This window comes from Epilithonimonas caeni DSM 17710, assembly GCF_000426465.1.
In the GTDB taxonomy this organism is placed as follows: Bacteria; Bacteroidota; Bacteroidia; order Flavobacteriales; family Weeksellaceae; genus Epilithonimonas; species Epilithonimonas caeni.
On the sequence record NZ_AUFK01000018.1, the window covers coordinates 278,513 to 293,942 of the forward strand.

Here is a 15,430-nt window from a genome sequence, read left to right on the forward strand (position 1 = left end):
AAATATGAGCTACTACAAAGAAGATGAATTAAAAAAAGTTTTGATTCATGAACTAGGTCATTTTGTTGCACACCAAATTTTATTTGAAAATTTTGAATATTCAGAGCCTGTTAATATTGACATTTGGTACAATAATGATAAATATGCTGGGTTAGTAAAAGCAAAACATAGGAGGAACCACCCTAAAAAATTTGCTTATAATGGACAATCAAATATGCAGGAATTTGAGGATATAGTTAGTACATTATATGGGTGTATATTTCAAAGTATATATTCTCAAATAGATGTCTGCCGCTGCTATAATAGTATTGATGGTTCCCATGATTTTAGCCAAATAGAGTTGGCTTTTAAAGAATTTGGAGAAGATATAGAACAGTATAAAGAGATTTTCTTTTCTCACATTCATATTTTAACCCAATCTGAAATACCTGATATAATTTCTCAAATTAATTTAAATGACTTTTTTGAACCAAGAGCAGATAATCATTATCAAATTTTATCTAGTGATGTATTAATTAATAGTAATATTAAAAAGATTATTAAAACTATCACTTCTGAATATCTTAATTTTTATGAAAAAATCAAAAAAAGAAACCCAGCTGTTTAGATATAGTACAAAAACTGAGGATCACATTACTTGTAAAATACCTGAGGAGAAAATAATAACTTCTAAAAGGGTCATTCATAATATTTATGAAATTAAAATGGAATTAAAACTTTTTTAGACATTTTAAAATTCTAATCTAATAAGAAATTCAGATTCATAACTACTTTATAAGATTCTTATTATGAAGTTTTATAGCATTTTTCAACTTGCACTTTAGCGGTAAATAATTAGGGATCACATTCTTTAGTCGTATACAATATGGCAAAAATATTGTACAGCTGGGCTTTTGGGTTTTATAAATTTTCATAAATTGTAGGCGAACAAAATCTGTTTATTTTTCAAATCTAAATTAATGACCACATGGACGAAACTCAAATAAGAAAAATCCTTTATAAGGCTAAGGAACTTAACGTAATTATAAATAAGGATCTGGCTGCAAAAGCACTCGAAATCAAAGAAGCTGCTATCAGTGCAGAAAATAAAAGGCTTTTGGATCGGCTTGTTTCTAGTCTGGAACAATATATAGCAAAGGAACAAAATTTGGTTTATGTTGGTTTTGTTGGTCACTATTCTTCTGGCAAGTCGAGTACCATCAACAGTATCCTAAAAATTAAAGGAAGTAGAGATGAAAGGAATACAGACCTCAATCCAACAGATACGACGATTACGCTGATAACTGATAAGGCAAACTCGCAAAAGATCATCCACATGACAAAAGAGAGCGTCTACGTTCCCGTTAGAACAGCAACGATTGATTCAGTTTTTTTGAAGAATCTGGTCATTGCCGATACACCCGGCTCAGGCGACCCCAATATAGCCAATGAGCTTATCCAGGATTTCCTACCAATATGCGATTACATATTTTATTTCGTTTCAGCCGCGAATCCTGTGGATCAGGCTGATATTCCATTGCTTCTTCAAAAAAATAAAAAACTTCCATTCATTCCTTTGTATTTTATTGTAACCAGATCAGATGAGTTCAAACTGGTTGTTGATCGCCCGCTTTCTGAAGGGAATATTGATACAAGTAAAAGGAATGGTTTTACAGGACAATTGATGTCCAGGCTTAAGGAATTTGCAGATGCTTCTGAGCTTTCTGAAAAGAATTTTGTTTTTATAGACAATAAGGAGGGGTATAATATAGAAGAACTGAGGACAAAAATTTCCGACTGGTCTACGGAACTTGAGCAGAGTTCAATATGGAACAATCACAGCCATAAATTGGAATTCTATTCCCGCAACCTTAAGGACCTAGAATTGTTTTTTCTTAATACCATAAAAGAAAAAATTAAGGTTACAGGAGATTTCTTAAGGACTGCCGGTGAAAACATACATAAATTCGATGCAGCGGTAGAGGTCAACAACGAGAAATTGAGAAACGTCTGGGCCGATGGCGACCGGAAGCTTAAAAGGGCGCTACAGGCAGAGCATGAGCAATTAGACGGAATGATAAAAACGAATGTTCCAACAATGCTGTCCAATACCGAAGAGATGTCAATAGAAAAGAGAAGTATGGCCACTTTTATCGAAAATCAATCAAATGGTAATATTGGTAGGTTCACCGCTGAGTTATATAATCTCTCAAAAGGTAAAATCCTCGCAATTAAGCAGGATATCGACAACATTCTGGATAACGATGATACGGATTTGGCGGTCGAAGATATCAGGGAGGCTTTTCCGGCAAGACTAAATCTTTCAGAGATCGATGAAAAACTGGAAATCGATTTTCCAAAAATGGATGCCCCAATGATTAACTATCTTAATAGGCTTTACCGCTTGGCAGATGAGCAAAGAAGCTCGTTAATAGCAAGATTAGAACAGTTTTTAGGGGTAATGAACAGACAGCAGTTAATTAATGCGCTTGAAGATATCTATAAACAAGGGGCAGATACGATTTCGGAAAATTTCGATAAATATTTCGATGTTATTGAAATGTACAAAGCAAGCGTACTGACTAAAAATACAAAAGACACCATTCAAAAATTAAGGATAGGAAAACAACTTGACGATTTGGATGATGAATTCCCAGAGGAATACAAATTAACAAAAAAAGATGAAGCGATTTCTACCATATACCCGAAAAAAGATGAAAAGATATTGGATATGAAGAAAGATATGGCTGCAATAGAAGATCGTATCTTGGAACTCAAAAGAGAATTGGGGGCTTCTTCTATAAAAAGAGATTCGACTATTAATAATTTCTTTCAAAAGGGTGAATATAAAATTGCAGATGTAATGGAGGAAGCAGTGCTTTCGTTGGAGACCGAGGTCAATAGGTTATATAAGGAGAAACTAATGACTGCTTTTGAGAGCCATAGAGGGCATTTTCTGGAATTTAGCGGGCAACAGAAAAAGCAGAGAAAAACAAGGCGGACAGCAATTATTAAATGGACAAGTATCGCTGCTGGTTGTGGTATCTTATTCTACTTCTTTTTGGTAAAACTGAATATGATTACTCCCACTTCCGTTCGCTGGACGATAGGATTTGGGCTGATTAGCAGTGCGGTATGGGCGCTTGCAGGTAACGTTTTTGCCAAATTCAGAAATGATTTAAATAAAATGACACAACGCCATCATAGAACATTCCAAGAAAAAGCTAGGGAACGGCTTAAATCAATTTTTAACGAAGATTTCTTTAATACATTGAACTTAAGTCTGGCAGACGCTAGACCTAAAAAGCTAACGTCGCTTGAAAGGATATACGAAGGAAAGTTAGCAGCGATTAGCAACCCTGCGAATAGTGAAATTGCACAGGCGTTGCAAGGCTTAATTGACAAAAACATGATGTTCATTGCGGAGCAAAAGAAATACCTAGGTTTAGTTACGAGGTTTCATTCGCTCTTTGCTGGGATCTTCTCAAATCATGATGAAAATATTGAAAAAATACGTTTAATTACACACCAAATTAAACAAAAATCAATTGAACCTTCATTTACGTTGTTGAATAGTACTAAAATTGATTTGGAAAAAGTTAAAGATCAAATTGAGATTATAGAAACAGAACAGGAGATAGCTCAAAAACTGTGATTAAGAGAGGAATTAAGTGTGCTATAACAATAGATTCGCTACAAATTAAGAGAGGGTTTTCTTAGTTATAGAAGATACCGGAAATAAAAAGAGGAGACCTTTTTGGGTCTCCCTTTTCGTATATCTAAAAGCCTATTGCTGGTAGGTTGCTCCCCAGCAGGGCTACTTCCTCTTAGGCTTTGAGAATAAATTAATATTTTTTTGTCTTATGTAACTTAAGTAAGTATAATTTCTGGCCAATATTTCTTCATTTGCGTCCCAAAATTTTGCAGTAACATCAGGCTGAATAGGGATGAGATGTTCCAAAGACTGTAATTTTTCCCAAGGCGTTTTTCCTTTCAAAGAAGAGTGTGGTCTTTTCTTATTGTAAAACTCCTGCCATTCAATAGCTAAAGCATTTAAATCAAGATCTGGATTAGATAGATCCACTAGCGACCAGAATTCGGATTTGCTAGTCTGTTGGTTCTTTCTACTTTACCATTTAGATGAGGGGGATCTGGGCTTTATGGGTCTGTATTTTATAAAATGTTCTTGCAGCTCATATTGGAAGGAGTAATTAAAAAATTCCGTACCCCAATCTGAAATGAATTTATAAAATTTAATAGCAAATTGAAACAGATATTATTGAAAATTGTTCTATTATAAATCAATGCCATATTTTTGTAGTCACTTTTAAAACTCTATATTATCTCTTAAAATCCATCCCATTTGCGGAACTCCATCTTTTGGATCTATATATTTTATTAAAATCCAAGTTGGTTGCTTTTTCCAAACCTCAACAAAATAATTTTTAGGAAGTTCATTAATTATGCTCGCTCTTTTGTTGGGCTTCAAAAGTACTTTAGATGTATGAATTAACTTTTGTTCTTCAATATTTTTCTCTCTATGACTTTCTATTTTTTTTACATATTCTAAAGTTTTTTGTTGCACTTGTTTTAATTCGATAACATCTTTTTTTGTGGCCATTTCAGGCTTAGTTTGTATAAAATCGTAATATTGATGCATCGCTGTAAACATCATTAATATTTCAAAAAATTTAAGGATAATTGCACCAGATTGCTTATGTTTATCGTAGTAAAATGTGAATTTATCGAACAATAAGTTAAATGTTTCTAATTGTTCTTCAGTATTTTCAATTATATTATCTGAAAATTCGAGTGCTTCACTTACAAAACTTTGGTAATCTTCTAATATTTCCCATTCATTATTATTTGAGGCTAGTTGTGTTAGTCTTGCAGTAAGAGAATTAAAAGCTATATTTATATTTCCAATTTTTTGCATCTCCAAAGTTGGATTGATAAGCTTAGAAACGGATGTTGCATTTTGTATTGATTTTAAAGTTTCAAAATATTGAATACTTTGTAAACTAGTAATTCCTTGCAATGCGATAACTGTCGAATCTGGAATTTTTGGAGCTGCAATTTGTTGTAATATTGAAGATATTGAACTGAACGCTGAAAGACTATTCATCATTTTTTTTTGACTCTCTAAAAGTCCGTTAAATTGATAACTCTTGAATACTTCAGACATTGGCATAAATGCTGCCATAGTTTGCGCGCTTAAACTTAAAGTAGTTTTTTGAGATAATTCCTGAAGTTGTAAAGATAATGAGGAACTAAATAATGAAGAATTAACTTTATTATTAACTTTACTAAGTGAATTTAATAATTCATTTATATTCATAAGACAGTTTCAATTTTATAAGTTGTTCTTTTTTTCTAAAGTTATTTCACCCGTTGTTTCTCTATCGGTCCAATATTCACCGTCCATTTTTTCAACTTTAAAACCGTCAAAGTTCAAAATTGTAGAGCCATAATGCATTTCGCTTCTTTCTCTTACTCCAGATTTAGGAGTGTTTAAATAGGAATAAAATAGTTGTTGAAATCCGCGCTCAGTATCAATATCAAATGATGCTCCTATACTGTAGCTACGGCTTTCATTAGTTTTAATTTTTACTTGAATATTAAAGAAATTTTGAATTATTGAAATTTCAATCGGGATTGGTTCAAGTTGCTTTTCTTTCCAGTTTGATTTAACTGTTCCTACCCAATTTCCAGATAAATTAGGAAAAGGGACAAGCCAAGGATAAAATATTTTCCATTTCCAAGCCCAGGTTATAAATATCATCCATATAACTATATTTATAGAAATTGTCGTAGATATATGTGTTATAGCCTTTTGAAAATCAATACTATCTAAATTTTGTGTTGATACAAAAATTATAGCATATACAATAAATGCAAGCCATAAAATCGCAAATGCAAAAATTCTTATATTGTGTTTAACCATAATCTAAAATTCTAAATAATTCCAAAGCTGAACCATATATTCATTTACGTCTGACCTTGACCACTTTCTACCACTGTAAAATAGATAAAGTAATTCAGAAACTTCACCCCATTCTTTGCAAGTGCTATCCTCCGTAGTTTGTTGGTAAATATAAATTATTGATTGCTTTAATCTTTCTGTCCAACTGTCATATTCATTCATAATTTGGTTTGGTGTATTCCATACTAAGCATTCAAGCAAAAAGGATGTGATGTTGTCACTTACTTTTATTCCATCATCAATCATTTTGTATCGAACTTTTCGATGGAGTCTAGTCAATCGTTTAAATCTTCTAGAAGTATTTGAATTTTTATTTATCGCATTTTCAATATGTTGCTTTGGAAAATTTACAATTCCCCAAGCTGAGTTGTCAGGAAAAAATTTAGCTCCGAGAACAAAGGTTCCATTTTTATTATAGCGTCTATAATTCCATGTGGGAACAACATCAGTCTGTATTCTATAAGTATTTTCTTTAATTGTTATGCATTTGTCATTTCTGACCACTTCGCTTCTTCCAAATTTTCTTACTAAGGCATTTTCAACATCATCCTTAAACTCCTTGAAAGTATATGCAGTAGAACCAAGTTTATCTAGACCAATGTCTGTTTCTGTTGTGTTTTCTGGTAATTCGAAGTAAAACCCACCAGTATATCTAACATTAATATCAATGTCACTATTAAGCTTTACATTGGTATCATTCGCATAAGAACCCTGACCAAAAGTTTCAGTAGATTTTGTTTTAAGTTTTGGGTCATCATTAATGGCTTCTCGAACCATTCTTTCTGAGTTCTCAAGCTTTGTCTGTTCTGTTTCACTTGGTGGTTTAGTCCAACTAGTTAATGTATCTTCGGAATATTTTGCCATATCTTAAACTATTATTTCTGTGCAATTTTTATTTTGTTTCTTCTTAGCATTTTGCAAAGCTTTACTAACTCTATTTAATACATCAATTTTCAATTCCCCCTTATTAAATTCAGTTACGCCACAAGAAACAGTAAGCTTAAAATGATTTTCATCTATATCAAATGAAGAATTAGCAATAAGTTTTCTCTTTCTATCTGCTGCAACTTGAGCATTATATAATGATGTTTGTCTTGCAATAATTAAAAATTCATCGCCCCGCATAAAATATCTGTACGTTTCATCCGTTATTCGACTATCCTTTGCTAAAAGATCTCCAAGTTTTGTTAGAATTTTGTCAGCGACCTCATAGCTATTCTTATCGTTAAATTTTTTAAAATCATCTATATCAAACAGAATAATAGAAATTCGTTCTTCTTTACTTTCTCTACCTTTTTCTAAATTTTCTAAGTCATTTTCTAATGCTTTATAATTTTTTAGACCAGTTAATTCATCAATTTGGTTTTTTGCTTGTATTGATTTGAACCTATTATTAAAAAGTACAAATGAAAATGTAAAACAAGCCAGTGCTATTACCAATGACAGAATTGTAACTGTCCAAAAAGTGAGTGAAATTTCTAATTCAAGTTTTTCTTTTATATATGGTATATATTTTAGAACGATCACCAGAATGAATGTAAGAAAGATATATTTTAGTACATCGTAAAAAACTCTTGAAAGAACATCTTTTTTAAACTTGGAAAATGAGTCTATTATATATTTCATTGTATGTCGTGTTGTATTTAAAAAGTATATTAATGCAATCAATTTTTTTAAAAAAAAATTCAATGATGAGAAATTAATTATTTTATTCAATTGTGATCATTTATCTCGACTTTTTAGGAGAAAGCCCTTCGGAATTAAAAAACCTCTTCAAATTATCCTTTTTTAGACTCGCAAAAATTTACTTTATATATAAGTTTATTTCTTTCAATAAAATATAATTTTTAATGTTTTGCAAAACAGTATATTATTTTATTAGGTATATTTTTTCCTTTTCAAACAGTTTTACAAAACTACTACTATGTTAGCATATTTTTTTTTATTATTCATTTTGGTTTCATTTTTCTTAATAGGTCTACACAATTTCTCATTACTTGTCAAACAAATGTAATTCTGAATAAATATTCATATCTAAAAAGAGATTAAATAATTTTCGTTATTAACAATAATAAATATTTTTAATATTGGATAATTACGGTTTTCCGTAAAAAACAAAAATAAAAAACGTTACAAAGTTTCCACTCAGTATTTTTACTAATTTTTTTAATTATTTTAAAAGGTTTGTATAATCTGCAATAATAAATCCTACCTTTCGTCAGGATTCATTAATTAAATTAAAAACTCACTATTTCCCAAGATACTTCTGTGCCGCAGCAGCAGAAGTTCCAACAGCCTCAACTGCTTCTTGCAACTTCTCTTTGGTTACACCAAACTTTTTTGACCAGTATTCCAGTTCCCAAGTTTCGTTCACATTTACTTTACTTGCATCTTGAGGTCTTCTATTACTTAAATCGTCGCTCATAATAAATAATTTTTGGTTAGTAAAGTAAATGTAAAGATGTATAATATTATATCATTACGGTTTTCCGTAAAATAAAAAAATCCTAACTCTCGTCAGGATTTTTTTATTTTTAATCTATTTTAAAGACCAACCATTTCAAAGAATTTGGATAATTTAATATTTTTAGCCTCACATATTCTCATTATAGTAATTAAACTAACTTGGTAAGTTTCATCTTCTCTAATTCTTCTTACTGTCTTCTCATCAATATTGTTTTCAGTTGCAAATTGACTATTATTGTTCAAAGGAATAACCCATTTATCCCTTATAAATTCAACAATCTTTCTATTTGCAATTTTCATGTAAACAAATAAAAGTGATATTTTACTAAATAATTCGGACTTAAATCCGAATTGTCAATATTTTTGCTATATTTGTAAAACAAGTTACTGAAATGTAACTTTGCGATACTTCAACAAAATAATAGAAGCTATTGCTTAGAATCTTGCTTTTGAAAACTGGTAATTTTTAATTGAGACAAGAGGATAAGTTTTTAAGCTCACGACCTAGGCGTGGGCTCTCTTGTCTGTCTCTCGGTATACCAGTGCCTCAAAAGCTGATAATGTAGAGTTCCACGCCGTTTTTATTACCTATGCTGTCCGCTATTTCTACAAATCTAAGCTGCTTTCAAAATACAGTATCATAAGACACAATACAATGAGGTGTACAACTCATTGCGGCTTACAGCTTTCACGGGAAACAATTTCATTTATATTAATTTTTTTATGATTGTTTGGGCAGGAGGTTTACCTCCGCAAAGGATGCCTCCTCTCAAGCATATCATTTCAAGCAACAACTAAAACAGATATAAGACACAGATAATTTACAGTAACCATTAGAAAAGAAAAAGCCCTTTCCGCAAGAGTTTGGCGACCAAACGGAAAGAGCATAATCAGTGATTAATAATTATTAAAAACCTATTCAAAAGTATGAAAAATATCTTTTGCAGGAGAATCCTGTCCCTTGTTTTTACCCTTTGGGTGGCCACAATTTCCTTTGCCCAGAATAAATCTATTAAAGTTGGAGAATTTCTTCCAGATAGCTTCTGGACAACTTCTTTTCAGGTGGTCAACCATCCACAAAAAACCTTAGACCTTTCTGAGGATAGGAACAAACTCATCCTGCTTGACTTCTGGAACACCTGGTGTAGTGCCTGCCTGAAAGCGTTTCCCAAAATGGAACAGCTTAAGGAACAGTTCGGGGATAAAGTAAAGATCCTGGCAGTAAGCAACCAGGACCGCCAGACCCTTGAAAAGTTCTTTACCTCCAAAAACGGTCAGCGTTTCAATAATGTTGTCTCCGTAGCAGGAGACCAGCTCTTTCATCCCTTGTTTCCGCATCAGGGCGTTCCCTATGTTGTATGGATCAAAGATGGAAAGCTACTCAGCACAACAGACGGTGCCCAGGTCAATGAAAATACCATCAGTAAGGTCTTAGGCGGGGAAAGTTCCGGTCTTCAGACCGTCATCCAGATGAGCAGGGAAAGACCCCTGATGCTCTCCGAAGATTTTGACCGTGAAAAAGGTTTGTCAATGATCAATTATTCCCTTTTCGCGAAAGGAAGAATACGGGGAATGGGCTTTGGCTCAGCTTTTCGAAGATCGGGTAATCAGATATACGGAAGACAGTTTACCAATCTTTCCCTTCTTGAGATCTTTTCCACGCTTGCCGATGAGATATTTCAGATGCGTAAAGAATCCTTTAGCGAGAAACGAAGAATTGTTGAAGTCCAAAACCCAACATTACTGGACTACATCAAAAAGGCTGACGGATCCGTAGAAGATGGCAATCTCTACAGCTATGAGTACATTGTTCCGCTATCCAAGGCAGATTCGCTCTATCCGTTAATGCTGAAAAATATCAGCGAGTATGCAGATTATAGCGCTACGATCGAAAAAAGGAAGGTTAGATGTCTGGTACTAAAAAGGACATCATCCGTAGATAAGCTAAAGACCAAAGGAGGTCCAACTCGTTTTTCATTCTCAATGACAGGAACGACCTTGAAAAATGCTTCACTCTATAAATTAGTCAATAACCTGAATGCCATTCCCACGGTTTCCTTACCAATAGTGGATGATACAGGAATCACGGGCAATGTAGACCTGACAATGGGTGCGATCTCGGATGTACCTTCTATCAGGAGAACGCTTTCAAAATATGACCTGGATCTACAGGAAGAAGAGCGTGAAATCGATATGCTGGTCATAAGGGACAAATTGAAAAATTAGCTCCCGGATATACTAAAGAGAATAGTAATAAGGAAAAGCATTCCCTTATCTCATTTCAAAAACTAAACAATTAATCAAACTGTAATTTTTAACTATGAAGAAACTATACATCCCGCTATTGCTATGCTGTACGCTGTCACTCACGGCACAGCACACTGTTTCAGGTTATGTGATCACTGAAGAAAATTCGCTTCCGCTTTCGGGAGCAACGATCAATATTCTAAATTTAAAAACTGTTACAATCACTGATAAAAATGGCTTTTTCAAACTTCCTGCGAATGGGGAAAAGGTCACCCTGAATATTTCGCACAGCGGCTACAAATCTGTATCGCTTGATGTAGCATTACCACTTAATACACCGCTGAGAATTGTTCTTTCGTACAAAGTGAATGACATTCAGGAAGTGAATATCTCCACCGGTTACCAGAAGATCCCCAAGGAAAGAGCTACCGGTTCCTTTACATTCACGGATAATAAACTGCTTAATCAACAGGTCAGTACCAATATACCCGACAGGCTTGCCAATGTTGCCGGAGGTGTTTTCCTGGAGCGGGGACGTTCCGGAAGTCCCCAGCTGATGGTCAGAGGGCTCAGTACCATCAACGGCCCTAAATCCCCTTTGATCGTGGTCGATAATTTTCCCTATGAAGGCGACATCAGTAATATCAATCCCAATATGGTGGAAAACATCACGGTACTGAAAGATGCCTCAGCAGCCAGTATATGGGGCGCAAGAGCCGCCAATGGGGTGATTGTCATTACTACAAAAACAGGAAAATTCAATCAGCCTGTCAAAGTGGAATTCAATTTCAATACAAGCTTTAGCCCCAAGCCTGATTTTGGCTATCTGAAAACAATGTCATCTTCCGATTTTATAGAGGTCGAAAAAGGATTATTTCAAAAAGGCTTTTATAACAGTGATATCAACTCTTCCTCTCATCCTGTCCTGTCACCTGTGGTCGATCTGTTGAATAAAGCAAAAAACGGATTGATCTCTTCCGATGAAGCTGATCGTCAGATTCAGCAACTAAAGAACATTGACGCCAAAGAACAGTTCCGCCGCTATATGTACACGCCTTCGGAAAAAAGACAATACTACGTAGGGATTACGGGGGGAGCTCCCGCATTTTTATGGAGCACTGCATTGGGTTATGATGATAATACTGGCAATCTCGGGGAAGACTATAACAGGATGAATCTGCGTTTCCAGAATGTATGGAAACCACTAAATAAATTATCGCTCACCAGCAGTCTTTATTATACGGAAACTACTACTAAAAGCGGGCGTACTGCCTATGGCGGGATCATAATGGGAAGAAACTCGTTCGTTCCCTATATGAAGCTGGCAGATGAGAACGGCCGTCCCCTGGTTGTGTACAAAGATTATAACCAGAACTACAAGGACAGCTTTGAAAAGGGAAAGCTGAATGACTGGAATTATTATCCTCTGACGGACTGGCAGAATGATGGGATAAAAACCAAAGCCTCGGAAGTGATGGTCAACGCTGGCATCAATTATAAAATATGGAAAGGACTGGAAGCAGATGTAAAATACCAGCATCAACGTTTGAATGACAATTCTGATAATTTGCATAATGCCCAGAGTTACTACGCGAGGAACTACGTCAATAGTTTTGCACAGATCAATAACGGCAATGTAACGTTCATTGTTCCCAAAGGAGGTATTTTAGACCAATCCGCTTCTTTGACCACCATCAACAATATCAGAGGGCAGCTCAGCTACAACGGGCAATGGAACAGGCATAACATCTCCGCCATAGCAGGAGGTGAAAGCCGTGATGCCGTCAGGACATACAATTACAGCCGCTATTATGGATTTGATGAGGAACGGATGACCTCCGGCGCCGTAGATTATGCCCATCAATACCCGCTGCTTCCCACAGGCAGCACTGATTTCATACAGCGAAACCAGTCTCTGGGAAAACGTACCACCCGTTTTGTTTCCCTTTATGCCAATGCAGCCTATACCTTCGATAACAGATATACGGTTTCCGCAAGTTTCCGAAGGGATGCCAGCAACCTGTTCGGGCTTAAAACGAACGATCAGTGGAACCCTTTCTGGTCGGTAGGTTCCTTATGGGATATTTCCAAAGAAAATTTCTACAAGATAGCCTGGCTTCCGACCCTGAAGCTAAGAGGTTCTTTCGGCTATAATGGGAATATCGATCCTGCAATGGTGGCAGTAAGTACAATTGCCTACGACCTGGATAACTCAGTTTACACAGGAACACCAATGGCCCGAATCGACAATTATTACAATCCAAACCTTCGATGGGAAACCTCAAGTATGGTTAACATGGGTCTCGACTTTTCATCCCGGAACAACAGGGTCAGCGGCTCCGTGGAATATTTTATGAAGAAGGGGACCAATCTCTTTGGCCCTGCGCAGATGGACTACACCACAGGTATTGATTATATGCGTTCCAATGTGGCAGAGATCAAAGGAAAAGGAATGGATATAGTCCTCAAAACACTCAACATTGATAAGGTCATTCAATGGAACACGATTCTCAACTTCAGCATTTATCACGATAAGATAACAAAATATTATCTGCTGAATCCAATGGCCAATCAATTTATCGGCAATGGATCTTCCGTACCGATTTCAGGAATTGAAGGAAAACCGGTGTATTCCATATTCGCTTACCAATGGGCGGGACTGGACCCCAAAACGGGAGATCCCAGAGGCTATCTTAATGGCGCAGTAAGCAAGGACTATTCGGCGCTTATAGGCGCAGGAACATCGGTCAATGACCTGGTGTTTTTTGGTTCAGCTCTACCCACGGCATATGGCTCGTTCATCAACTCTGTGGGCTATCAGAATTTCAGTCTCGATATCGGTATTGTATTTAAATTGGGATACTACTTCAGAAGAAGTTCAATAAACTATACCAACTTATACAGGAGCTGGACGGGACATAGTGATTTTGCCGACCGATGGCAGAAAGAAGGTGATGAAGCATTAACGGATGTTCCTTCCAATACTTTACAGAGCAACGCCAACAGGGATGCTTTTTACAATGGTTCGAGCGTGCTGGTGGAAAAGGCAGACCACATCCGTTTGCAATACATCAATCTCAACTATCGTTTCAATAAACATTTTTTGGGACCGAGAATGTTCAAAGATCTCAGTTTATTTGTAAACCTCAGTGACCTCGGTCTGTTGTGGAAAGCCAATAAAAGTGGAATCGATCCGGATTTTAACCTGGGTGGCAACGGATTGAAACCACCCTCCGTGTATACCATTGGATTACGTGCAAATTTCTAAATCTTTGACCTAACATTACTTATTATATTATGAAATCGCCATTAATAAGCTTGCTAACCAACAACAATGAAGATGGGCGATAAAATATGTCCTTTGAAAAACAATAAATATCTGCATATGAAAAAGTCATTTAAAATAACATTAGGATTATTATCTGTATTGATGATACTGACAGGCTGTAACCGTTTTCTGGATGAAAGGTCTGATTCGACACTCGCCGTGCCTGTGAGCCTTGAAGATAATCAGGCATTGATGGATCGCCTTTCTGATGTGATGATCAATTTTGCATCCAGCGGACTGGCTTCCTGTGATGAACTCTATTTGTCGGATGCCGATTTTGAAGCTATGGAATATCATGAGGATAAAAGATTGTACACCTGGCAGAAAGATCATGTGTCCGCCAGTCAGGGTGCTGGCAATGATTGGTATTATACGTACAAAGGTATTTATATTTCTAATGTTGTCCTCAATAATCTGGACAGCTACGCCATTCCGGGAGCCGAAAACGTAAGAGGCCAGGCATTGGCAATGAGAGCGATACGCTATCTCGATGCGGCGCAGATCTGGTGTCCTGCCTACAGCAATGCTAAGGCTTCAACAGATCTGGGACTTCCGCTTCGTTTGGATCCGGATATGAATATTCCCTCCCAGCGTTCTACAGTGAAACAAACCTATGATCAGATCCTGAAAGACCTGCATGAAGCTGTGGATCTTTTGCCGGTCAAACAGGTTGCTGCCAGCAGACCATCTAAAATTACGGCATTAGCATACCTTGCAAGGACTTATCTCTTTATGGGCGATTATCAGAAATCCCTAGCCTATGCCTTGCAGGCGTTGAGCTATCAAAATACGCTCTTGGATTTCAATACACTGAACGTAACAGAATCATACCCCATCAAAAATATGAATGTTGAAGTTTTGCTGCGGACAACTATGCGGATCTCAGCACCCGTACGCTTTGCAGCAGCTAAAGTGACTGATACGCTTTATCAGAGTTATCATTCTAATGACATCAGAAAGTCCGCTTATTTCACAGTAAATGCTAACGGTGATATTTCTTTTAAGGGCAATTATACCGGAGGCTCCTCAGGGAAAATGACAAGTGTTACAGTGGACGAATTGTACCTGATCGCAGCAGAATCCTATGCCCAAACGAACGACATCGCCAATTCTATGATGATGCTAAACAGTCTCCTTATCAAGAGATGGAAAAACGGAACCTATATTCCGTTTACAGCCAGCTCAAAGCAAGAAGCCTTATCGATCATCAAAAAGGAAAGATGCAAGGAACTGTTGTTCAGGGGAATTCGCTGGGCAGATCTTAAGCGGTATAACCGGGACGGGGCTAATATTACGTTAACAAGAACGGTCAAAGGACAAACTTATACGTTGCCTCCGAATGACCTTCGGTATGCAATAGCCATCCCTGAAGAAATTATAACGCTAAGCGGAATGCCTCAGAATCCAAGATAAAGACGAAAGCAATA

General features: G+C 36.0%; 12 protein-coding genes. 5 read left to right on the forward strand and 7 right to left on the reverse strand.

Annotated elements, in window-relative coordinates:
* Nucleotides 1-4: 4 nt before the first annotated feature.
* Nucleotides 5-607, forward strand: coding sequence for a M48 family metalloprotease (locus tag K319_RS0113025; protein WP_027383994.1), 603 nt, complete (start codon nt 5-7; stop codon nt 605-607).
* Between the two features lie 360 nt (nt 608-967).
* Nucleotides 968-3,634 carry a GTPase domain-containing protein gene (locus K319_RS0113030; RefSeq protein WP_027383995.1) on the forward strand — a complete coding sequence of 889 codons (2,667 nt, stop codon included), beginning with the start codon at nt 968-970 and terminating at the stop codon, nt 3,632-3,634.
* A gap of 162 nt (nt 3,635-3,796) precedes the next feature.
* Here K319_RS0113030 and K319_RS20435 read toward each other — a convergent pair whose 3' ends face one another.
* The 7 genes from K319_RS20435 to K319_RS0113065 form a co-directional block, all read right to left on the reverse strand.
* A complete protein-coding gene (locus K319_RS20435; RefSeq protein WP_051230672.1) occupies nt 3,797-4,063 on the reverse strand; it encodes an integrase core domain-containing protein in 267 nt (88 codons plus the stop codon).
* Between the two features lie 243 nt (nt 4,064-4,306).
* On the reverse strand, nt 4,307-5,317 hold the full coding sequence (locus tag K319_RS0113040) for a hypothetical protein (protein ID WP_027383996.1): 1,011 nt from the start codon (nt 5,315-5,317) through the stop codon (nt 4,307-4,309).
* Between the two features lie 15 nt (nt 5,318-5,332).
* Entirely contained in the window at nt 5,333-5,923 is a 591-nt protein-coding gene (locus tag K319_RS0113045) for a Cap15 family cyclic dinucleotide receptor domain-containing protein (protein ID WP_027383997.1), read from the reverse strand.
* A gap of 3 nt (nt 5,924-5,926) precedes the next feature.
* Nucleotides 5,927-6,826, reverse strand: coding sequence for a nucleotidyltransferase domain-containing protein (locus K319_RS0113050; protein ID WP_027383998.1), 900 nt, complete (start codon nt 6,824-6,826; stop codon nt 5,927-5,929).
* Between the two features lie 3 nt (nt 6,827-6,829).
* On the reverse strand, nt 6,830-7,588 hold the full coding sequence (locus K319_RS0113055) for a GGDEF domain-containing protein (RefSeq protein ID WP_027383999.1): 759 nt from the start codon (nt 7,586-7,588) through the stop codon (nt 6,830-6,832).
* 622 nt (nt 7,589-8,210) lie between these two features.
* On the reverse strand, nt 8,211-8,387 hold the full coding sequence (locus tag K319_RS21360) for a DUF3606 domain-containing protein (protein ID WP_084403445.1): 177 nt from the start codon (nt 8,385-8,387) through the stop codon (nt 8,211-8,213).
* A gap of 119 nt (nt 8,388-8,506) precedes the next feature.
* A complete protein-coding gene (locus tag K319_RS0113065; RefSeq protein WP_027384000.1) occupies nt 8,507-8,728 on the reverse strand; it encodes a helix-turn-helix domain-containing protein in 222 nt (73 codons plus the stop codon).
* 627 nt (nt 8,729-9,355) lie between these two features.
* Here K319_RS0113065 and K319_RS0113070 point away from each other — a divergent pair.
* The 3 genes from K319_RS0113070 to K319_RS20445 all read left to right on the forward strand — a co-directional run bounded on the left by K319_RS0113070 (nt 9,356) and on the right by K319_RS20445 (nt 15,416).
* Nucleotides 9,356-10,654: a TlpA family protein disulfide reductase gene (locus K319_RS0113070; protein ID WP_084403446.1), complete on the forward strand. Its 1,299-nt coding sequence runs from the start codon at nt 9,356-9,358 to the stop codon at nt 10,652-10,654.
* 94 nt (nt 10,655-10,748) lie between these two features.
* A complete protein-coding gene (locus K319_RS20440) occupies nt 10,749-13,943 on the forward strand; it encodes a SusC/RagA family TonB-linked outer membrane protein (RefSeq protein WP_051230674.1) in 3,195 nt (1,064 codons plus the stop codon).
* 117 nt (nt 13,944-14,060) lie between these two features.
* Nucleotides 14,061-15,416, forward strand: a complete 1,356-nt coding sequence (locus K319_RS20445; RefSeq protein WP_169712672.1) for a RagB/SusD family nutrient uptake outer membrane protein — start codon at nt 14,061-14,063, stop codon at nt 15,414-15,416.
* The last annotated feature ends 14 nt before the right edge of the window (nt 15,417-15,430 follow it).